The sequence below is a fragment of the Actinorugispora endophytica genome, from assembly GCF_004363075.1.
In the GTDB taxonomy this organism is placed as follows: domain Bacteria; phylum Actinomycetota; class Actinomycetes; order Streptosporangiales; family Streptosporangiaceae; genus Actinorugispora; species Actinorugispora endophytica.
The window spans coordinates 1-21,241 of sequence record NZ_SNYN01000013.1; the positions used below are offsets into that span (position 1 = coordinate 1).

Sequence of the window (21,241 nt, forward strand, 5' to 3'; positions counted from 1 at the left end):
CGGCACGCCCCCGGCGGGGCGGGGCGGGGCGTGTCGCGGCTCTCTGGTGTCGGGGGGGCCCGGCTCGTGGGTGGTGCCGCCCGCGTCCCCCACCCCGCTTTTGTGCACCGCTGCCGCCACGACCATCGAGCAGAGGTACGGAGGAGGGCGGGAGAACCGCCGGATCCGGGAACGGCGGGCGGGCGCGCGTCGTTGTCACGATGAGAGCCTCACCGCCAGGCGATGGAAGGTGCCCGCATGCCGCTGCTGACCGTGATCGCGCTGATGGCGCTGCCATTCCTGGAGATCTGGCTGATGATCCTGGTCAGCGGGCAGATCGGGGTGTCCTGGACGATCGCTCTGCTGTGCGCGCTGAGCATCACCGGGGTCCTCGTGGTGCGCCGGGCGGGACGCGGCGCCTACACCGACGCCCGGAAGGCCATGCGCACCGGCGAGCCCCCGAAGGGGTCGCTGCTGGACACGCTGATGCTGCTGGTGGGCGGTGTCCTGCTGGTCACCCCCGGTTTCCTCACCGCGCTGCTGGGCGCGCTGATGGCGCTGCCCTTCACCCGCCCGGTCCTGCGCTGGGCGTTCCGCGGCTGGGCCGAACGCCGCCTGGCGCGCGTGCGCGCCCAGATGGAGGCCGACCTGGTCTCCGTGCGCGAGAACACCCCGGACGACCGCCCGCCGGGCTCGGGCCGGATCATCCAGGGGCGCATCGTCACCGACGACGACCCCGGCCGGCGCTGACCCGGTCGACCGCACGCCTCCGGGGCCTCGGCCGCCACGATCGTCAGGAGTGGCGGCCACGCGAACCCGAACGGCCCGGCCCTGTCGCCGACGAGGCACGTCCGCTTCACACGGGGGGCGTGTCTGATGGGACAATCGTCGCGTGATGAGCAAAGCGGGCTTCAACTACCTGATGGACATGGACGGCGTGCTCGTGCGGGAGGAGCACCTCGTCCCGGGCGCGGACCAGTTCATCGGCGAACTGCGCGACAACGACACCCCGTTCATGGTGCTGACCAACAACTCCATCTACACGCCGCGCGACCTGCGCGCCCGGCTGCTGCGCACCGGTCTGGACATCCCGGAGGAAGCCATCTGGACCTCGGCGCTGGCCACCGCCGGGTTCCTGCAGGAGCAGCGTCCCGGCGGCTCGGCCTACGTCATCGGCGAGTCGGGGCTGACCACCGCGCTGCACAACGCGGGCTACATAATGACCGAGCGCGACCCGGACTACGTGGTGCTGGGGGAGACCCGCACCTACAGCTTCGAGGCCATCACCCGCGCGATCCGGCTCGTGGAGAACGGCGCCCGGTTCATCGCCACCAACCCCGACGAGAAGGGCCCCAGCCGCGAGGGCTCGCTGCCCGCCACCGGAGCGGTCGCCGCGCTGATCGAGAAGGCCACCGGCCGGGCCCCCTACTACGTGGGCAAGCCCAACCCGCTGATGATGCGCTCAGCGCTGCGGGCGATCGGCGCGCACTCGGAGAACACCCTCATGATCGGCGACCGGATGGACACCGACGTGCGCTCGGGCCTCGAGGCGGGCCTGCAGACCATCCTGGTGCTCACCGGGATCTCCGACACCACCACCGCCGAACTGTTCCCGTACCGGCCGACCGCCGTCATGGCGTCGATCGCGGACCTCGTCGGACGCAGCCGGAACCCCTTCGAGGAGAAGAGCGGGGAGTGACCCCGGACCCGGGAGACGACGAAGGGCCGACCGCAGGGGTTCTCGGAACCCGCGGTCGGCCCTTCGGTCGGTGGGTCAGGCGCTCTTCCGCTGGCGGGCCAGAGCGTGCAGGTGCTCCTGCTCCTCTCTGCGCCGTGCGCGCAGCAGTTCGAGCCGTTCGGCCAGGACCTCTTCCAGGTCCTCCATGCTGCGGCGCTCCAGCAGCATGTCCCAGTGGGTGCGTGTGGGCTTGCCCTTCTTCACCTGCGGCTGCTCGCCGTTGACCATCAGCGCGTTGTCTCCGCAGAAGCGGCACTCCCAGCTGGCGGGGAGTTCTGCCTCTGTCGCGAACGTGACAGCGAAGCGGTGGCCCCGGGGACAGTCGTAGGTGACCTCTTGGCGCGGCGCCAGGTCGGTGTTGCGGTCGTTCTCGTAGCTCGTTGCCCCGAGTCGGGTTCCGCGAAGTGCTCGCTCGGCCATCGTGTGCGTGCCTCCAGGCGCTCTTGCGGTCTCGTGGGTGTAACGCGGCGGTCCGTGTCAAGATTCCCCGGACGAGGGAGCCCCAACCGTGCGACAATGCCCGGCCCGCACCGCGGTCTCCGGATCCGGCCCCGCCGAACCCTGATTGTGTCCTGTCCCACACCGGTCGTGGTGCGGCGAATCGTCGCAGCCCACCCAGGCTTGACGGAAACTTTGCGCGTGGCCGACCATATGCCCGGCGCTGCCGAAAAATCGCGCTTTCGGCCCGGAATCGTGTTCGAAACATTACGCTCCTAGGATCGGCGCACCCCCGCTCAAGGAGCCCCGTCGTGAGCAGCACCCGCCCCACGCCCGGAAGCACTCCTCCCCCCGCCCGCTGCCCGGCGCGCGCACGGGCCGTCCCGCTCTACCGGGACGCCCGGCGCCCCGACCACGCCCGTCTGTGGGAGGAGCTGCGCGCCCGGTTCGGCGCGGTCGCCCCGGTCGAGATCACCCCCGGCGTGCCCGGATGGCTGCTGCTGGGCTACCACGAGAACCTCGACGTCCTGCGCGACCCCTCCCGCTTCTCCGCCGACCCGGGCCGCTCGCTCGGGGCCGGGCCTTCCTGGGGCGGCGTGCTGGCCGTCGAGGGCGAGCGCCACCGCCGACTGCGCGCGCCCATCGTGGAAGGGCTGGCCGCAGCCGGCGGGCGCCGCCTCAGCAGCGGGATCAGGCGCCTGGCGGGGAAGCTCGTCGACGGCTTCGCCGCCGAGGGGCACGCCGACCTGATCGCCTCCTACGCCGCGCCGCTGCCCGCCATGGTGCTGAACCTCCTGTTCGGCCTGGGTGACGAGTACGGCGAGCTGCTGGCCGCGCTGACCTCGGCCCGGGACGACGGCGACGCCGCCACCGCCGAGCGCGCCGCCGCGGACGTCCGCCGCTACGTCGCCGCGCTCGTGGAGCGCCGCCGGGCCGACCCGGGCGATGACTTCGTCTCGCGGCTGCTCGCGCACCCCGCGGGGCTCGCCGACGGCGAGGCGGCCGCCGAGCTGCTGCTGCTCCTGAACGCGGGGCTGGAGCCGACCACGCACCTCATCGGCAACGCGCTGCGGCTGCTGCTCACCGGTTCGGAGACCGCCGAGGCCTACCGGGGAGCGGCGCTGCCCGCGGTCGACTTCCTCGACTACGTCATGTGGGTGGACCCGCCGCTGCAGACGCTCGCGGGGCGCTATCCCACCCACGACGTGCGCATCGGCGGCGTCGAGATCAAGGAGGGCGAGCCGCTGTTCCTGGGCTTCGCCCCCGCGCACGCCGACCCCGCGACCCGCCGAGGCGGACGCGGGGACGTCGACGCGTTCGCGGGAAACCGGGCGCACCTGATGTGGGGAGCGGGGCCGCATGGCTGCCCGGCCCAGGCCCTGGCCTGCGAGATCACGCTCACCGCCATCGATGTCCTGCTCGACCGCCTGGACGGCCTGGCGCTGGAGCGGGGGGCCGGGGAGCTGCGCTGGCGCGCGTCGCTCTCGGTGCACGGCCTCGTGCGGCTGCCGGTGCGCTTCGCCGCCGAGCCGGGCCCGGCCGCCGAGACCCGTCCGGTCCGGGAGAAGGGCGCGCGCCGCGTTCTCCCCGCCTCCCAACGGCGCCCCCGGGCCAGAGGCGCCCGTTACGGGGCACCCGGAGGGGCCGGGGACGCGGCCCCGGGCGAGCCCGTCCGCCACGTGCGCGCCAAAACGCCCCGGCGGCTCCGTGCCACCGGGGCCCGCTACGGAGCCCCCGCCCGGCAGGAGGCCCGCCCGGCGGACCCCCTGGAGAGCCTGCTCGCCCGCTGGGGCCGGGACGGGCGGGCCTGAGGACAGGCGTCCGGCCCGCCCGCGGTGTCCGGCTTCTCCCGGACGCTCCCGCTCCGGAGGTCAGGTGCCCGCGGTCAGCCCCAGGTCGCGGGCGCGGGCCGCGGCGGCGCCGCGGTTGGACACGCCCAGCTTTCCCAGGATCCGGGACACGTGCACGCTCGCGGTCTTGGCCGAGATGAACAGCTCGGCGGCGATCTCGGCGTTGGTGCGGCCTCGGGCGAGCACGCGCAGCACCTGGAGTTCGCGCGGGGTGAGCCCTTCGGGGGCGGTGGGCGCCGCGCCCCCGTCCGCGCCCAGCGACGCGTTCAGCCGCCGCGCCAGGTCCGCGGCGCGCAGCGCCAGCGGCTCGGCGCCGCACCGTCGGGCCGGTTCGGCGGCCGCGCGCAGGCTCTCCACGGCCTCGGCGCGGTCGCCGTGCGCGGCCGCGGCCTCGGCCACGCGCAGCAGCGCCTCGGCGTGCGCGAGCACGAAACCGGTCGGCGCCCACGCCTCGGCCGCCGCGCGCCACGCCTTGAGCTCGGCGTCCGGCTCGGCGTCCTCCAGGACCAGGGCCGAGACGGCGGCGCGGTAGCCGAGATGGGCGGGGGTGTCGACGGCGAGGTGGTCGGACAGGCCGCGCAGCCGCTCCCGCAGGCGCGCCGCGGCCGGGTGCCCGGGCCCGGCCGCGCGCGCGGCGCGCCCCAGCGCCTCGACCAGCGGCCAGCTGTAGCTCGGCCACAGCGTCAGCCTGGAGTCGTCGTCCAGCTTCTCGGACACGGCCAGCGCCTCGTCCACCCGCCCGTGCGCCAGCGCGAAGTCCACCATGAAGGCGGACGAGGACAGCATCGGCTGCAACCGGGGGGCGGAGCCGATGTCGGACGAGGAGAGGAGGTCCACGGCCGTGGCCGCGCCCGCCAGGTCCCCCCGCGCCAGCGCGATGCGCCCGCCCACGCTGACCAGGAACGAGCGGAACAGCGGCATCGGCCACCAGTCGAGCCCGGTCGAGACGGTCTCGCGCGCCCGGGCCAGCTCGCCCGTCTCGTAGTACGCCTCGGCGAGGTTCAGGGCCAGGAACGCGCCCTGCGGACGCAGCACGCTGTTCCCGCGGGCGCGTTCGATGCCCTCGCGGGCCGTGGCCACGGCCTCGGCGTAGCGGCCGTGCTCGCGCAGCAGTGAGGACAGGTTGCCCAGTGCCCGCGCCTCCAGTTCCGGGCTGCGGGCCGTGCGTGACATCTTCACCGCGCGGTCGAACATGGCCAGGGCCTCCTCGACGTCGCCCGCCTGGCCGCGCAGTGTCGCCAGGGTGACCAGCGCGTCGGCCCTGGTGCAGTTCCCGGGGTGCGTGTCGGCGTGGGCCAGGGCCTCCTCGGCCAGCTCGGTGGCGGACAGGAAGCGGCAGTGCGTGTTTGCGCTGCTCAGGGGCTTCTCGGCGAGCCTGGTGGCGGGCAGTCGGCCGCCGCGCATCATCAGCTCCCGGGCCAGCACGGCGAGCAGGAAGCCGTACTCGCTGTCCTGGGGCGGGTGGACGTCCAGCGCCGCGACCAGGTCGTCGATGCCGTCGTGGTCGGCCAGCTGGATGCGGGCCCGGCCGCGGCGGCGCAGCAGCAGCGCGCGCGTGACCAGCGTCTCCCGGTCCGGGTCGGGGACCCGCTCCAGGAGCGCCAGGCCCTCGTCGCACAGCTTGCGGGCCCGCAGGGCCTCCCCGCTCTCGTACGCCGTTGCGGCGGCCTGGCAGACGACGTCCGCCAGGGTGGTGCCGACCTGGTCGGCGGCGTCGTCCACGCGGTCCCACAGCTCCAGCACGCGTTCGAGCATGTGCAGTTCCTCGGAGAAGGCGAGGGACTCGCGTGCGCGCATCGCCGCCCGCCAGGCCGCGCCGAGGGCCCGGGGGAGTTCGTGCGCGGCGTGGAAGTGGTGGGCCTGCTCGGCGGCGAGCCGGTCGAAGGGGACCAGTTCGGGGGCCGCGTCCAGGGCCTCGGCGAACCGCAGGTGCAGTCGGGCGTGCCGCCCCGGCAGCAGCTCCTGGTGCACGGCCTCGCGCAGCAGCGAGTGCCGGAAGGCGTAGCCGCCCTCGGCGACCCGGAGGATGTTGGCGTCCACGGCGGCGCCCAGCGCGGAGTCCAGCGCGCCCTCGTCGAGGCCGGCGACGGCGGCCAGCAGGCGGTGGTCGATCTGGTCTCCGCTGACCGCGCCCACCGCGGCGACGTCCAGCACCGCCCGGGCCCGCTCGTCGAGCCGCCTGGCCGCCCTCAGCAGCAGGTCGCGCGATCCGGCGGGGACCGATCCCTGGGGCTCGGGGTCCTCCAGGAAGGACTCCACGAACAGCGGGAAGCCGCCGGTGCGCTCGTACAGGGTGGCGAGTTCCGACGGGGACGGCGTCCGCCCGCTGATCGCCGCGGCCTGCTCGGCGACTTCCGAGCGCGACAGCGGTCCCAGGTCCAGGTGCGACACGCCGGGCAGCCGCCGCAGTTCGGGGAGCAGGCGGCGCAGCGGGTGCTCGCGGTGCAGGTCGTCCGAGCGGTAGCCGGCCACGATCTGCACCGGCGCGGACTCCAGGTTGCGGATGAGGAAGACCAGCAGGTCGCGGGTCGCGGAGTCGGCCCAGTGCAGGTCCTCGATGACGACGCTGAGCCCGCCGTCCGCGGCCGCCGCCACCAGCAGGGTCAGGATCTCACCGAAGAGCCGCCCCCGCGCCTCGACGCGGTCGGGCGGCGGGGGGCCCAGCTCGGGGAGCAGACGGGCGAGCTCCTGCTCTCCGGCGCCGCCCGCCGCGGACCCGAACAGCGCGCCCCGGGCGCGCAGCAGCTGGCGCAGCACCGCGACGAAGGGCGCGAAGGGCAGGCCCTCCACCCCCAGTTCCAGGCAGCCGCCGCGCAGCACCAGAGGGGTGGCGGTGCGTCCGGCGAACTCGGCCAGCAGCCGGGACTTGCCCACGCCCGCCTCACCGCCCAGCAGCACGGTCGTGGAGCCGTCGGTGCGGACGCGTCGCGCGTGGTCCAGGAGGGTCCGGAGTTCCGCGGTGCGGCCGACGAACACCGGGCTCGTGCCGAAAGAGCTCATGGCCCAAGTATGCCGAAAAGGACCGGCAGGCCGGGGGCCCGGCGGACGGGGGCCGGGGGAGGCCCCGGTCGTCCGGGGCCTCCGGTCAGGACACGCGCTCCAGGACGACGATCGGGATCACCCGGTCGGTCTTCGCCTGGTAGGAGTCGTACTCCGGCCAGACCAGCGCCAGACGCGGCCAGAGCCGGGCCCGCTCCTCCTCGTCGGCGGTGCGCGCGCGTGCGGTGAACCTGTCCGCCCGGACCTGGACCTTGACCTCCGGATTGGCGGTCAGGTTGAGGTACCACAGCGGATGGGACTCCGCGCCCCCCTTGGAGGCCACGACCGCGTAGTCCGGTCCGTCCTCGACGTAGATCAGCGGTGTGCTGTGCTCCTTGCCGCTCTTGCGCCCGACCGTGGTCAGGATCAGGGTGGGCACCCCCGGCTGCCAGATGTGCCCCTCCTCGCCGTCGGTCTCCACGTACCGCTTGACATGCTCGGCTCCGTACAGCATGGCCGTCCTCCCCTGGTCGCCGGTGCTTCTCGGGTGCCTGCTTCCCCGCCGGCGGGGTTTCACCCGCGCGACCGCCCGCGACTCCCGCCCGCGACTCCCGGTCGCGAAAAAGCCACGGAGAGCTTACTTTTCCGGGGCCCGGGTGGTTAGGGTCGGTGCGCGTCCCCAATACCGGTATCCGTGTGCTCACCGGAGGTCATGCGCGTGCCCGATCGTCGCCGTCCCTCACCCGCCCTCTTCGCGACAGCCCTGCTGGCCGCCGCGGTGCTGCTGCTGACCGCCGCCCCGACGGCGGCCGCCCAGGAAACGACCGAACCCGACATCCGCGCCCGGCTGGAGGCCGTGCCCGGCCTCACGGTGGTGGAGGAGAAGTCCGTCCCCGCCGAGGGCTTCCGCTACTTCGTGCTGAGCTTCACCCAGTACACCGACCACGACCGGCCCCGCGCGGGCACCTTCGAGCAGCGGCTGACCCTGCTGCACCGCGGCTTCGACCGGCCGACCGTGCTGCACACCAGCGGGTACCAGGTCTCCACCGTCCCGTCCCGGTCCGAGCCCACCCGGCTGGTCGACGGCAACCAGATCTCCACCGAGCAGCGCTTCTTCGGCACGTCCCGCCCCGACCCCGCCGACTGGGACACCCTGGACATCCGCCAGGCCGCCGCAGACCACCACCGCGTCATCGAGGCCGTCGACGACGTCTACACCGGGGCCTGGATCTCCACCGGGGCCTCCAAGGGCGGCATGACATCGGTCTACCACCGCCGCTTCTACCCCCACGACGTGGAGGGCACCGTGGCCTACGTGGCGCCCAACGACGTCCGCGACAACGAGGACAGCGCCTACCTGGAGTTCTTCGACACCGTCGGCGGCTCCTCCGACTGTCAGCAGGACCTGGAGGGACTCCAGCGGGAGGCACTGGAGCGGCGCGGCGAACTCGTGGCGCACTACGAGGGCCTGGCCGAGCGGAACGGCTGGACCTTCCACCGCGGCATCGGCGGCGCCGACGAGGCCCTGGAGATGCTCGTCCTCGACACGGCGTGGGCGTTCTGGCAGTACCGGGGCGTCGACGAGTGCGGGGAGGTGCCCGGTGCCGACGCCCCCACCGCCGACATCGCCGCATTCCTGGACGAGGTCGCCGGGTTCGCCTTCTACACCGACCAGGGCATCGAACCCTACGTCCCCTACTACTTCCAGGCGGCCACCCAGCTGGGCACGCCGAGCGTGCCCACCGACCACCTCGACGGCCTGCTGCGCCACCCGGACCTGTTCCACGCGGCCAACTACCTGCCGCCCGAGCTGGAGGGACCGCGCTTCGACCGCCGGGCGATGCCCGACATCGACCGCTGGGTGCGCACGCGCGGCACGCGGCTGCTGTTCGTCGACGGCGAGTACGACCCGTGGTCGGCCGAACCGTTCGAAGTGGGGCGCGGCGGCCGGCGCGACGCCCACTCCTTCACCGCTCCGGGCGCCAACCACGGCGCGAGCATCGCCGCGCTGGACGAGGCGGACCGGGCGGCGGCCACCGCCGCGCTGACGCGCTGGGCCGGCCTGGACGGCGTGACCCCGCTCAGGGCCGTCCCCGACCGGATCCCGGGCCTGGACGACGCGGCCGACCCCGTCCGGCGGCCGCTGTAGGGCGAAGGGGCCGGCGCGGACCCCGCGCCGGCCCCTTCGCCGAGGCGCTCAGACCCTCTCGGGCACCCGGTTGCCCGCGGCGCGGATCGCCGCGGGGACGTTCGTCAGGAGCAGCAGTACGAACCCGAGGACGAAGAACACCGACAGGGACAGGATCGCCACCCGGTACTCGCCGCCCGTGGCGTCCAGCACGATGCCCAGGGTGAGCGAGCCGAGGAACGCCGAGCCCTTGTCGCTGATCTCGTACAGGCCGAAGTACTCGGCCTCCTTGCCCTTGGGGATGAGCTGGGAGAACAGCGAGCGCGACAGCGCCTGGGTTCCGCCCAGCACGATCGCGATGAAGAAGCCCAGCAGGAAGAACTGCGTCGCCGAGCCCGCCTGCAGCAGCGGCGCGACCCCGACGACGACCGTCCAGACCACCAGGCTGCCCAGGATCGCCCTCTTGGCGCCGGTCCGCCTGGCGATCGCGCCCAGCAGCAGCGCGCCGCCGAACGCCACGAACTGCACCATCAGGATCGTGCCGATCTGCACGGTCTGGTCCAGCTCCAGCGCCTGGTCGGCGAAGGTCGCGGAGAAGCCGATCACCGTCTGGATGCCGTCGTTGAAGAGTATGTACGCGACCAGGAACAGCAGCGTCCCCGGGTAGGCGCGCAACCCCTTGAGGGTGTGCCACAGCTGGGCGAAGCTGCGGCCCACGCTGATCGGGCGGGTCGGGGCCGCGGTCGAGCCGTCGCGCCGGTTGCGCAGTCCGACCAGCGGGATCACGGTGAACACCGCCCACCACACGCCCACGGAGACCATGCAGATGCGCACCGCGTGCCCCGAGTCCAGGCCGAAGCTCTCGTGGCCCAGGAACAGCGCGAGGTTGAGGGTCAGCAGCAGTGCCCCGCCCAGATAGCCCGTCGCCCAGCCGCGTGAGGACACCGCGTCGCGCTCGTCCTCGGCGGAGATGTCGGGCAGGAAGGAGTTGGCCACCACGATGGAGGCGCCGAACGCCACGTTGGCCAGCACGAACAGGCCCGCGCCCAGCAGGTAGCGGTCGCCCTGCACGAAGTACAGGCCCATCGTGGCGAACGCGCCGAGGTAGGCCAGCACACCCAGCATCTCGCGCTTGCGCCCGCTGTTGTCGGCGATCGCCCCGACCATGGGCAGCAGCACCAGCTGGATCAGCACCGACAGCGACGTGGCGTAGGGGTACAGCGCGGTGGGCTCGATCATCCAGCCGAACACGCTGACCCTGCCGTCCCCGCCCGCGTTCGCCTCGGCCAGCGTGGTCAGGTAGGGGCCGAGGAAGACGGTGATGACGGAGGTGGTGAAGACCGAGTTCGCCCAGTCGTACATGTACCAGGCGCGCTGCTCGGAGCGGCGGGAACGCGCCTCGTCGGCGGGGCGGGGGACCTGGGAAGGGGTCGGCAATGGAGTGCTTTCTGTGCGGTGGGACGGGGGACGGGGTCAGCCGGGCAGGGGGTCCGCGGCGGGCCAGGCGCCGCGGCCGGTCAGGACGCGGCGCAGCCCCTCGGTGTTGTCCGTGACGATGCCGTCCACGCCCAGGTCCAGCAGGCGTTCCATCAGCACCGGGTTGTTGATGGTCCACACGTGAACGTGGACGCCCAGGCGGTGCGCGGTCGCGATCAGGCCCCGGCTGAGCAGCGGGAAGTTCCGCCGGCGCAGGGGGATCTGCACGCAGGACACGCCGCGCCGGGCCAGCGGGACCAGCAGGGGGACCAGCGAGGCCAGGCGCAGCCGGGCCACGTCCACGGGGCCGCTGGACATGGTCACGGGCCGGTCGAAGGTCCGGCGCACCCGCTCCAGGCGGGCCTGGGAGAAGGAGCTGACGCACACCCGGTCCCAGGCCCGGGTGCGCCGCAGGGCCACCCGCAGGGGCTCCACCGAGGTGTCGGCCTTGACGTCGATGTTGAAACGTGCCCCGGGCAGCGAGCCGAGCAGGTCCTCCAGCAGCGGCACGGGCTCGCTGCCGCCGACGCGGGCGCGGGCCACCTCCGCGTACGGGAGCTCGGCGATCACGCCCGCGCGGTCGGTGACGCGGTCCAGGGTGGCGTCGTGGAATGCCAGCGGCACCCCGTCGGCGGTGGCGTGCACGTCGGTCTCCAAGTGGCGGTAGCCCAGGCGCACCGCGTGCTCGAAGGCGGGGGCGGTGTTCTCCAGTTCGGCGCGCACCCGGCCGTCGGGGCCGGGCAGCCAGCCGCCCCGATGGGCCAGCCCGATGGGTGCCGGGGAGTCGAGGTAAACGTCGGTCACCCGAGCAGTATGACGAGACGGAGATAACAACGGGAGTACGGAACGGGGCCGTCCGGCCACGGCCGCCCGTTTCGGGGAACCTGGAATGCCAGGTGGTCACGCAGGGGCGCCGGAGACTCTGGATCGTGTGACGGAGCACCCGTGCCGACCCGAGAGCGGGAGACGCCCATGACCACCACCACAGGAGACGACCACGCCCACCGCCGCCGGGGCCGCCGGGTGCGGCGGACCCCGGTCTGCCCGGCCCGGACGAGGGTGTGCCCCGAGCGGGACCTGCCCCGGTTCACCCAGCTCGTCGCCGAGGTGCTGGCCGGCGAGCGCGCCCTGGAACAGCTGCGCCCCCGCCTGTCCGAGGGCGCCTACCGGAGCCTGCGGCTGCGCGCGGGCCGCTACTGCTCCGACCGGAGCCCCCGTCTGCGCAGGACCCGCCTGGGCTGCCCCGAACCCGGGATCGCCGAGGTGAGCGGCGTCGTCGCGTACGGGGCCCGGCACCGGGCACTGGCACTGCGCGTGGTCTACGGCGAGTACGGCTGGCTGTGCACCCACATCGAGACGGACATCCGCTAGCGTCCCGCGTCATTCCCGCGCCGGCCGTGGCCTTCTCGGGGCCCCAGAAGCGGTTGAGGTCCCGAGAAGGCCACGACCGGCGAGAAAAGATCTACGAGGTAAAGGCGGTAGTCCTTTTCGGGGCCTTCGGGCGGAACGTCACGGAAACCCCGCGCCGACCCGAACACGCCGCCGTCTTCGTTACCATCGCAAGGGTCTTGACGACACGGAGCACCAGCGGAGGTCAACGTGGGCCCATTGGAGAACGGCGACCCGGAAAGGATCGGCCGGTACCGGCTGATCGGACGCCTGGGCGCCGGGGGTATGGGTCAGGTGTTCTTCGGCCGCTCCGCCGCCGGACGGGCGGTGGCCGTCAAGCGGATCCACCCGCACCTGGCCACCGACCGGTCCTTCCGCGAGCGCTTCGCCCGCGAGGTCACCGCCGCCCGCCAGGTCAGCGGGGCGTTCACCGCCCCGGTCATCGACGCCGACCCCGAGGGGGAGGTGCCGTGGCTGGTCACCTCGTACGTGCCCTCGCTGCCGCTGGACGACGCGGTGCGCGCGCACGGCCCGCTGCCCGAGGCGAGCCTGCGGGTGCTGGCCGCGAGCCTGGCCGAGGCGCTCACCGAGATCCACCGCGTGGGGCTGATCCACCGCGACCTCAAGCCGGGCAACGTGCTGCTGTCCGAGGACGGCCCGCGCGTCATCGACTTCGGCATCGCCCGCGCCACCGAGGGCACGGCCGCCACGCAGTCGATCATCGGCACCCCGGGGTTCATGTCGCCCGAGCAGATCCAGGGCGCCCGGCTCACCCCCAAGAGCGACATGTTCGCCTACGGCGCGGTGCTGGTCTACGCGGCGGGCGGGGTCGGGCCGTTCGGCGAGGGCGCGATGCCCACCATGGTCATGCGTATCCTCCAGCACGACCCGGACCTGTCCGCCGTGCCCCCGGCCCTGCAACGGCTGGTCGGGGCGTGCCTGAGCAAGGACGAGCGCTACCGGCCGGGCCCAGGGGACGTGCTGGACGCGCTCGGCGACGTCCCGGCCGGGAACTCCTGGCTGCCCCCGCTGTTCATGCGCGGAATCCAGGAGCAGGTGGCCAAGGTCAACGCGGCGCTGAGCGGGGCGTCCCCCGCGGCCGTGGGCGACGCGACCGCGGTGCTGGGCTCACAGAGCGCCGGATACTCCGCCACCGAGGTCCTGGGCGACCACCAGTCCACCCGCGCGGTCACCGGGTACCAGCCCGGCGCGGGCGGGGTCGAGGGGGTCACCTCGGTCATGGGGATGGGGCCGGGACGGACCGGTCCCGCGGCCACCGACTCCTACGGCCCGAGCGGGGGGCAGGCCCCGCCCACGGCCGTCTACGGCCAGACGGGCGGCCCCACCCCGCCCACCGCCGCCATGCCGCCCGCGCAGCAGCCCCCCGGCTACCCGCAGCACACCGCGCAGCAGCCCCGGGACGACGCGTTCGACGACCTGTACCGGGGGTCGCGCAGGGCCGAGGACCCCCGTCGGCGCGAGGAGGAGGAGCTGCGCCGCCGCGAGGAGCAGCACCGGATGCGGGAGCAGCACCGCGCGCAGGAGGAGGAGCGCCGGCGCCGCGAGGAGGAGCAGCGCCGCGAGCGCGAGCGCCGCGAGGAGCAGCGCCGGCACCAGGAGGCCGAGCGCGTGCACCAGGAGCGCCTGCGCGCCGAGCGCGAGGCGGTCCGGCGCGCCGGCCACAACGCGCGCGCCGCCGACCAGCCGAGCCTGTGGAGCTTCGTCAAGCTGCTGCCGCTGCTGATCATCCCCATCATCCAGATCCCGCTGGGCTGGGGCGGGTCCATCGCCTGGGAGTGGTTCGCCACCACCGAGATGTACACCGGCGCGGGCTGGTACTACCCGGGCCTGATGACCGTGGAGGGCTTCTACCAGGCGCTGTTCCTGGGCTACTTCCTGCTCAACAACGTGGTGTCCCTGGAGTACCTGGTCCGCTCCCTGCGCACGGGATTCGTCACCGGTACGATGCTCGCCCTCGCGGCCCTCCTGGGCACCAACTGCGGGCTGTGGTACTTCGGGTTCTTCAGCTGATCCGCGCCGCTGTTCCACGGCTCCATCGGAACGCTCGGGCCGTCCGTGATGCGCGGGCGGCCCTTTTCGTTGTGTTCTGGCCGGATTCGGCCAGCGGTGCCCGGGACCGGTTTCGCGTGTTCCCGGTGGGGCTAGCGTGCTTCTTCACCCCCGAACGAGGAGAGGGGCCTGATGGCTCTGGACTGGCGGCCGCTGGAGGCCGTGCTGGGCCGGATCGAGGACTCCGGAGGGCGGCCCGGCGTGTTCGCGGCCCAGCTCGTGCGCTTCGGGTGGGCGCAGGCGTGGTCGTGCGCGTTCGCGGTGTGCGTCTTCGCCGGGTTGGCGCTGTCGATGGCGGTGCCGTTGCCGGTTCCGCGCTACGACGCGCTGCTGGTGTACATGGCGGCGGTGACCGCGGTGTTCTGGGGGCTGCGACTGGAGACCGGTCGCGAGGTGCTGGCGATCCTGGGCTTCCACGTGGTCGGTCTGGTCTTCGAGCTGTTCAAGGTGCACATGGGTTCGTGGGCCTACCCCGACCAGGCGTACACGATGGTCGGCGGCGTCCCGCTGTACAGCGGGTTCATGTACGCCGCGGTGGGCAGCTACGTGGTGCGCTCGTGGCGTCTGATGGACCTGGAGCTGACCGGGTACCGGCACGCGGCCACGGCGGTCGTGGCCGCCGCGATCTACGTCAACTTCCTCACCCACCACTGGCTGCCCGACGCGCGTGTGCTGCTGGCGGCGGCCATGGTCGCCGTGACGTGGGGGGCGTGGGTGTACTTCCGGGTGGGGCGGGCCCGCTACCGGATGCCGCTGTCGCTCTCGTTCGTCCTGATCGGGTTCTTCCTGTGGCTCGCGGAGAACATCTCCACCCTGTTCAACGCGTGGCGCTACCCCGACCAGGTGGACGCGTGGGCGATGGTGCACCCCGGCAAGTTCGGCGCGTGGGCGTTGCTGGTGACCGTGTCGTTCGTACTGGTGGCGGCGTGGAAGGAGCGGCCGGGGCCGTCTCCGGCCGAGACGGTTCACCCCTCGTAGCGCAGGACGGTGGCGCGGGCCGCCGCCAGCACGCGGCCGCGCAGCTCGACCGGTTCCAGCACCTCCAGTTCGGGGCCGCACTGGGAGAACGCCGAGACGGCCTGGTCCAGGCTCTCGTACGGCAGCTCCGTCTCGAAGCGGCCGTCGGCGCAGGGCTCGGCCGCGTCCAGGGAGGCCCACAGCGCGGGCGGGGAGACGGCGCGCATGAGCTCGCGCCCCCGGGCGCTCAGGCGCACCCGCGCGGTTCCGGTGTACAGGCCCGCCTCGAAGTCGCGGGACCAGTCGTCCCAGTAGTCGGCCAGGTCGAAGTCGTCGGGGCGGGTGAACCGCTCGCCGGTGTCGGTGAGCTCGTCGACGCGGGAGGCGCGGAAGGTGCGCGGCCCCCTGCCGGGTGCGGCGGGGTGCGGCAGTGCCACGAGGTACCAGAGGCCGCTCTTGAGGACCAGGCCGAGAGGGGCGAGGGTCCGTTCCAGAGGGGTGGAGTTCCAGCGCCGGTACCGAATGGTGACGACGCGCTCCTCCCACACCGCCGAGGCGATCGCGGTCAGGTGCGGCGCGTGGTCGGGCTCGCGGAACCAGGCGGGCGCGTCCAGGTGGAACCGGCCGCGCACGCGTTCGGCGCGGTCGCGGAGGCTCTCGGGCATGGCGGCCAGGATCTTCAGGTTGGCGGCGGCCATCTCCGCGCCCAGGCCGAGTTCGGCCGCCGCGTGCGGGACCGCGGACAGGAACACCGAGTCGGCCTCGCCGTCGGTCAGGCCGGTCAGCCGGGTGCGGTACCCGGCCAGCAGGCGGTATCCGCCGCCCGCGCCCCGGTCGGCGTAGATCGGGATGCCCGCCGCGCCGAGGGACTCCACATCCCGGTAGATGGTGCGTTCGGACACCTCGAGCTCGGCGGCGAGCTGGGCGGCGGTCAACCGGCCGCGGTTCTGCAGTAGGAGCAGGAGGGACAGGAGTCGACTGGCGCGCATGTCCCCAGTCTTACCGGAGAGGCTGACACGGCCTGTCAGGTGGTGCCGGGCCGGTCCGCGTGGCGGACGCGCCGGAGCTCGGTGACCTCGCCGATGGCGGACCACTCGTTCCCGCCGAGGCGGGCCAGGGGGCGCAGCCGGGTGATCTCGGGGTGGCCGTCGACCATGGCGGCCGCGTCGACCGCGGCGTGCACGACGTTCCCGAACACCACCGTGGAGCGTCCGAACGACACGGTGGAGTGCAGGCGGCACTCCAGGACGGCGGGGGAGGCGGCCACCCGCGGAGGTCCGACGGCCGCGCTCGGCTCGCGTTCCAGCCCCACCGCGTCGAACTCGCTGACCTGGGGCGGGAAGTCGGTCCCGGTGGCGTTGACCTCCCGCTGAAGCGGCTCGGCGGCCAGGTTGACCACGAACTCCCCGGTGGCCTCGACGTTGCGCAGGCTGTCCTTGCGGCCGATGGAGGTGAACTGCACGATCGGCGGTTCGGAACTGGCGACGCTGAAGAAGGAGTGGGGAGCGAGGTTGTCGACGCCCTCGGCGGAGGTCGTGGAGACCCAGGCGATGGGGCGGGGCACCACCACGGCGGTGAGAAGCCGGTAGAAGGCGCGGCCGGAGAGGTCGCCGGGGGACAGGTCGATGCGCGGCATGCTTCGAATCTACGTGACCGGGGCAGGCCGGGGAGTATGGAGCTGGTGAGTCTTCAACAGGTGCGCGAGGCGGCGGGCCGGATGGCGGGGGTCGCGGTGCGCACCCCGGTGCTGCCGTGCCCGTGGGCGGAGGGCGAGTTCTGGGTGAAACCGGAGAACCTGCAGCCCATGGGCGCCTTCAAGATCCGCGGCGCGGTCAACGCGATGGCGCTGCTGGGCGGTGCGGCCAGTACAGCGGGGGTTGTCACGCACTCCTCGGGCAACCACGGCCAGGCGCTGGCCTACGCCGCGAGGGTGATGGGGACGCCGTGCGCGGTGGTGGTCCCCGAGGGTGCGGCGCCGGTGAAGGTCGAGGCGATGCGCGGCCTGGGCGCCCGCGTGATCACGGTCCCGCCCGAGCGGCGGGAGGAGGTGGCCCGGGAGGTCGCCGAGGAGGAGGGCGCGAGCCTCGTCCCGCCGTTCGACCACCCCGACGTGATCGCGGGACAGGGCACGGTCGGGCTGGAGATCGTGTCGGACCTGTCGACGGTGGACGTGGTGCTGGTTCCGGTGGGTGGCGGGGGGCTGGCGTCGGGGGTGGCCACGGCGGTGACCGCGCTCTGCCCGGACGCCAGGGTGATCGGGGTGGAGCCGGAGCTGGCCGCTTCCGCCGCGGAGAGCCTGGAGCGGGGGCGGCCCGTGTCGTGGCCGCCCGAACGGACCCGCCGCACGATCGCCGACGGGGTGCGGATGGGGTTGTCGGAGCTGACCTTCGCCCACCTGCGCGAGCGCCTGGACTCGGTGGTGACGGTGACCGAGGAGGAGGTCCGCGCGGCGATGGGCGTCCTGGCCCGACGCGCCCACCTGGTCGCCGAACCGAGCGGCGCCCTGGCGACCGCGGCGTACCTGTCGGGCCGGGTCCCCCGGGGCCGCACCGTCGCGGTGGTCTCGGGCGGAAACACGGACCCACTGCTGCTGGCCGAGGTGATCGCGGCGGACACCGCCCGCAGGCACTAGGGCAGCTCCGGCGCGGGGGTGGTTCGGCGTGCCGGTGCTTCGGTGGCCTTTCGGCCTCCTGTCACGCGGATCGCGGGGTCACGGCGGGCGGCGACGGCGGGTGCGGGTCGGGGCCGCCCCCACCCGGAATGATCTTGGGCTTTCCGCCCTTCCCGGCCCCGAAACGGGCAGAAAGCCCAAGACCGTCAACGGAACCCTCACGCAACGGACATCATGGGCGCGGCCCCGAAAGGGCCGAGACCACCGGGGAGACCTCCACGGAGGCGGGTTCACCCGGCCACGTCCTCGGGGAGCAGCCTCTGGAGCTGTTCCAGGGTCGGCTGGCCGCCGGCCAGGGCCTGCTCCTCGATCCGCCGGGCCTGCCGCCTGACGCTCTCCTCGAACAGCTTGCGGACCTCTCGGGCGTTGCCGTTGGCGAACCGCTCGGGGGCGGCGCGGACGGCCCGGCCGACCTCCGCGGCCGTCTCCCCGGGGACCGCGAAGTCGCCGTCCTCGGCCATGGACGTGAAGATCCGCAGCAGTTCGGACTCGGAGTAGGAGGCGAACGCGATCGTCCGGGAGAACCTGGACGCCAGACCGGGGTTTCCGGCCATGAACCCGGCCATCTCGTCGGTGTGGCCGGCCGCGATCACCACGACCTCGTCCCGGTGGTCCTCCATCAGTTTCAGCAGCGTGTCGATCGCCTCCTGGCCGAAGTCGCCGCCCGTTCCGGGGCTCCTGGACAGTGTGTAGGCCTCGTCGACGAAGAGCACCCCGCCGCGCGCCCTCTCGAACACGGCCTGGGTCTGCCGGGCGGTGTGGCCGACGTATCCGCCGACCAGGTCCGCGCGGCTCGCCTCGACGACCTGCCCCTGGGCGAGCACCCCCAGGGCGGCGAGCAGTTCGCCGTAGATCCGCGCGACCGTGGTCTTGCCGGTCCCGGGGGCGCCCGTGAACACCAGGTGCCGGGAGGGGAACGGAGCCTCCAGTCCCGCGGCCCGCCGCCTGCGGTTTGCGGAGATGAGATTCGTCAGGGCGGTGACCTCCTGCTTGACCTCGGCCAGGCCCACCATCGCGTCGAGCCGCTCCATGAGCGCGCGGACCTGCCCCCGGTCGCGCGGATCCCCCACGCGCGCCGACAGGCCCGGGTCGACGATCCCCTCGAGATCCTCGGGGAGGACCAGCACCAGGTCGTCGGCCGCGTGCCGCCTGCTCTCGATGATCCGGGTGGCCTGCCGCTGGATGACCGCCTCGAGCATCCGGCGCGCCTCGCGCCCGTTGCCGAAGGTCTCGTCCCGGGACTGGCGCCGGAAGTGGCGGGTGACGAGGTCCTGGACGCCGTCGCCCAGGACGTAGCCCTGGCTCCCGGCCATGTCCCGGAAGATCGTGGTGAGCTGCTCGGGGCTGTGGTTCTCGAACTCGATGACCCGCGACACCCGCGACCTCAGGCCGGGGTTCGCCTTGAGGAAGGCGCGCGTCTCGCTCGAGTACCCGGCGAAGACGACGACGATCTCCTCGCGCATGTCCTCCATGAGTTTGATCATGGTGTCGATCGCCTCCTGGCCGAAGTCGGAGCCGGAGCCGAACGTCCTGGCCAGGGCGTAGGCCTCGTCGACGAACAGGACCCCGCCGCGCGCCCTCTCGAACAGCTCCGCGGTCTTCTGGGCGGTCTCGCCCAGATGCTGCCCCACCAGGTCGGGGCGGGAGACCTCGACGAACCCGCCCTTCTCCAGAACCCCGAGCGAGCGCAGGATCCGCCCGTACAACCGGGCGACCGTGGTCTTGCCCGTCCCCGGAGGGCCCGAGAACACCAGGTGGCGGCTGATGTTGAGTTCGGGGAGACCCGCCTTCCGGCGTCTGCCGTTCACCTGCTGGAGGTCGACCAGGGACCGGACCTCCTTCTTGACGCCGTCCAGGCCGGTCATCGCGTCGAGTTCGGCGAGCAGCTGGTCGAGCGGGCGCGCCTCCTCCTCGGAGGCGGCCGACGAGGGGCGCGCGGCGGCCGCGGCGGGAACCGCGATCCGGCCGCTGTCCGCACCGGTGACCGTCGTGTCCTCCAGCTGGAGGGCGGTCTCGGAGTCGCCGCCGATGCCGGGACCCTCGTTGCCGTCGACGGAGCACCGGACCAGGCGCAGCCGGGTCGCCTCCTTGAGGAACACGCTGCCGTCCCGCCCTCCCGAGAGCGCCGTGTCCTCGACGGTCACGTTCGCCTGTTCGCAGACCGCCAGGCTGAGGGTGCGGGGGGCCCTGATCTCGGAGTGCCTGAGGATCAGGCGGCTCTTCGACACGTGGACGCTGTCGTTCCCGCATCCGTCGATCCGGGCGTCGGTGACCTCCGCGTGGCTGCCGGAGCCGAGGTCGAGACCGTTGCCGGTACTGTCCGAGACGTCGAGGCCCTCGATGGTGACCGTGCTGTCGTCGCGGACGACGAGCGCCGTCGACGTCTGCTCGAAGGCCGCGGACCGGAGGGTGGCGGTGGACTCCAGGACCTGCAGTCCGATCGACGGGGCGTCGGCGACCCGCAGCCCGGTCGCTTCGAACCGGGTCCGTTCGACGTGGACGCCGGGGGGAGTGTTGTCGCGCTGGGCCGAGGGGCTGCTCTCGACCACCACGTCCGCGAGCGTGGCCCGGGTGTCCCTCAGGACCAGGCCGTTCTGGGCGGAGCGCTCGATCCGGACCTCGTCGGCCTTCAGGCGGCCCCCCTCGACGAAGACCGCCGTGAGCCCCGAGTCGCGGACCCGGAGCCCCGCGACCGTCACGACGCTGGACACCGCGGCGATCGCGCCCTGCGGCGCGTTCGAGATCTCGCAGTCGGTCAGGTGGATGACGGCCTCCCCGTCAACGGTGACGCTGGTGTGGTCTCTCAGCCCTCCGTCGACCCGCAGCCGGGTGAAGGCCGCCGACGCGCCGCCTGTCACGCGGACGGGGAGGCTCCGGTTCCCGGTCACCGTGCAGTCGGTGATCTTCGCGGACGCCTTCCCGTCGACGCAGAGCGCGGGGTAGGCGTCGGACCCCGCGTCGCTGATCACGCAGTCGAGAACGCTCGGGGACGCCTGCCCGGTGACGTGCAGGACGTTGCTGTCGCAGGGGCCCGAGAAGTGCAGTCGGCGCAGAGTCGGCGAGCAGGCGCCCGAGACCTTCAGGGAGGCTTCGGCGAACGACGTGTCGGAGACGGTTCCACCGCTCTGTTCCAGGGAGAGCCCGCCCCTGGCGAACCGGCACCGGCTGATCTCGGCGCGGGCGCCGTTCAGCGTCGTGCGCGACGGGGACTCGAAGAGGCAGCCGACCGCCGTGAACCCGGCCTCGGGGTGTACGTAGACGGGCGGGTACTCCTCCGAGTCGTTTCGCACCGTGATCCCGTGGAGTTCCAACCGCCCGCCGTACACGTTGAAGACGTTGCTGTCCGGAACGCTCACGGTCACCGTGCCGGGGCCGTCCGTCGGCACGACGACGACGTGCCTCCTGATCGCGTGGAGTCCCGTGGAGGTGTAGTACCCGGGTTCGACGTGCAGGTAGAGGTCCGCCCCCGAGTGCTCCGGCGCGTCGAGGACCTCGGCGAGACCGGACGGAGCCCTGCGGCGGGACTGCGAGACGCGGACCGTGTGCATCCATCTGCTCCGGGGGGA

General features: G+C 73.3%; 16 protein-coding genes. 8 read left to right on the forward strand and 8 right to left on the reverse strand.

Features of this window, described 5'->3' with window-relative positions; translation table 11 throughout:
* Window positions 1-237 precede the first annotated feature (237 nt).
* Window positions 238-729 carry an FxsA family protein gene (locus tag EV190_RS15455; RefSeq protein WP_133742276.1) on the forward strand — a complete coding sequence of 164 codons (492 nt, stop codon included), beginning with the start codon at window positions 238-240 and terminating at the stop codon, window positions 727-729.
* A gap of 145 nt (window positions 730-874) precedes the next feature.
* Complete coding sequence (locus EV190_RS15460) at window positions 875-1,678, forward strand: HAD-IIA family hydrolase (protein WP_243742599.1); 804 nt, start codon at window positions 875-877, stop codon at window positions 1,676-1,678.
* A 75-nt stretch (window positions 1,679-1,753) separates the two neighbouring features.
* Here EV190_RS15460 and EV190_RS15465 read toward each other — a convergent pair whose 3' ends face one another.
* On the reverse strand, window positions 1,754-2,137 hold the full coding sequence (locus EV190_RS15465) for an RNA polymerase-binding protein RbpA (protein WP_133742278.1): 384 nt from the start codon (window positions 2,135-2,137) through the stop codon (window positions 1,754-1,756).
* A gap of 329 nt (window positions 2,138-2,466) precedes the next feature.
* On the opposite strand from EV190_RS15465, the gene EV190_RS15470 reads away from it, so the two are divergent.
* Window positions 2,467-3,966, forward strand: a complete 1,500-nt coding sequence (locus EV190_RS15470; RefSeq protein ID WP_133742279.1) for a cytochrome P450 — start codon at window positions 2,467-2,469, stop codon at window positions 3,964-3,966.
* A 60-nt stretch (window positions 3,967-4,026) separates the two neighbouring features.
* Here EV190_RS15470 and EV190_RS15475 read toward each other — a convergent pair whose 3' ends face one another.
* Window positions 4,027-7,005, reverse strand: coding sequence for a helix-turn-helix transcriptional regulator (locus EV190_RS15475; protein ID WP_133742280.1), 2,979 nt, complete (start codon window positions 7,003-7,005; stop codon window positions 4,027-4,029).
* Window positions 7,006-7,090: 85 nt separating this feature from the next.
* Window positions 7,091-7,498, reverse strand: a complete 408-nt coding sequence (locus EV190_RS15480; protein ID WP_133742281.1) for a nitroreductase family deazaflavin-dependent oxidoreductase — start codon at window positions 7,496-7,498, stop codon at window positions 7,091-7,093.
* A 204-nt stretch (window positions 7,499-7,702) separates the two neighbouring features.
* Between EV190_RS15480 and EV190_RS15485 the strand changes: the two genes are divergently transcribed.
* Window positions 7,703-9,133 carry a S28 family serine protease gene (locus EV190_RS15485; RefSeq protein WP_208113190.1) on the forward strand — a complete coding sequence of 477 codons (1,431 nt, stop codon included), beginning with the start codon at window positions 7,703-7,705 and terminating at the stop codon, window positions 9,131-9,133.
* A 48-nt stretch (window positions 9,134-9,181) separates the two neighbouring features.
* Here EV190_RS15485 and EV190_RS15490 read toward each other — a convergent pair whose 3' ends face one another.
* Both EV190_RS15490 and EV190_RS15495 read right to left on the reverse strand, forming a co-directional pair.
* The gene (locus EV190_RS15490; RefSeq protein ID WP_133742283.1) at window positions 9,182-10,549 is read right to left on the reverse strand and encodes an MFS transporter; all 1,368 of its coding nucleotides are present in this window, start codon (window positions 10,547-10,549) and stop codon (window positions 9,182-9,184) included.
* Between the two features lie 36 nt (window positions 10,550-10,585).
* Complete coding sequence (locus EV190_RS15495) at window positions 10,586-11,392, reverse strand: glycerophosphodiester phosphodiesterase (protein ID WP_133742284.1); 807 nt, start codon at window positions 11,390-11,392, stop codon at window positions 10,586-10,588.
* A 168-nt stretch (window positions 11,393-11,560) separates the two neighbouring features.
* On the opposite strand from EV190_RS15495, the gene EV190_RS15500 reads away from it, so the two are divergent.
* The 3 genes from EV190_RS15500 (at window position 11,561) to EV190_RS15510 (ending at window position 15,025) form a co-directional block, all read left to right on the forward strand.
* The gene (locus tag EV190_RS15500) at window positions 11,561-11,959 is read left to right on the forward strand and encodes an Rv3235 family protein (RefSeq protein ID WP_243742600.1); all 399 of its coding nucleotides are present in this window, start codon (window positions 11,561-11,563) and stop codon (window positions 11,957-11,959) included.
* Between the two features lie 228 nt (window positions 11,960-12,187).
* The gene (locus tag EV190_RS15505) at window positions 12,188-14,008 is read left to right on the forward strand and encodes a serine/threonine protein kinase (RefSeq protein ID WP_133742285.1); all 1,821 of its coding nucleotides are present in this window, start codon (window positions 12,188-12,190) and stop codon (window positions 14,006-14,008) included.
* 171 nt (window positions 14,009-14,179) lie between these two features.
* The gene (locus tag EV190_RS15510) at window positions 14,180-15,025 is read left to right on the forward strand and encodes a DUF817 domain-containing protein (RefSeq protein WP_133742286.1); all 846 of its coding nucleotides are present in this window, start codon (window positions 14,180-14,182) and stop codon (window positions 15,023-15,025) included.
* Here EV190_RS15510 and EV190_RS15515 read toward each other — a convergent pair.
* Window positions 15,013-15,993 carry a helix-turn-helix transcriptional regulator gene (locus EV190_RS15515; RefSeq protein ID WP_133742287.1) on the reverse strand — a complete coding sequence of 327 codons (981 nt, stop codon included), beginning with the start codon at window positions 15,991-15,993 and terminating at the stop codon, window positions 15,013-15,015. The genes EV190_RS15510 and EV190_RS15515 overlap by 13 nt on opposite strands.
* 35 nt (window positions 15,994-16,028) lie before the next feature.
* Window positions 16,029-16,640: a flavin reductase family protein gene (locus EV190_RS15520; protein ID WP_133742288.1), complete on the reverse strand. Its 612-nt coding sequence runs from the start codon at window positions 16,638-16,640 to the stop codon at window positions 16,029-16,031.
* A gap of 36 nt (window positions 16,641-16,676) precedes the next feature.
* Between EV190_RS15520 and EV190_RS15525 the strand changes: the two genes are divergently transcribed.
* Window positions 16,677-17,636, forward strand: a complete 960-nt coding sequence (locus EV190_RS15525; protein WP_133742289.1) for a threonine ammonia-lyase — start codon at window positions 16,677-16,679, stop codon at window positions 17,634-17,636.
* A 269-nt stretch (window positions 17,637-17,905) separates the two neighbouring features.
* On the opposite strand, the gene EV190_RS15530 is transcribed toward EV190_RS15525, so the two are convergent.
* Complete coding sequence (locus tag EV190_RS15530) at window positions 17,906-21,223, reverse strand: AAA family ATPase (protein WP_133742290.1); 3,318 nt, start codon at window positions 21,221-21,223, stop codon at window positions 17,906-17,908.
* Window positions 21,224-21,241 lie beyond the last annotated feature (18 nt).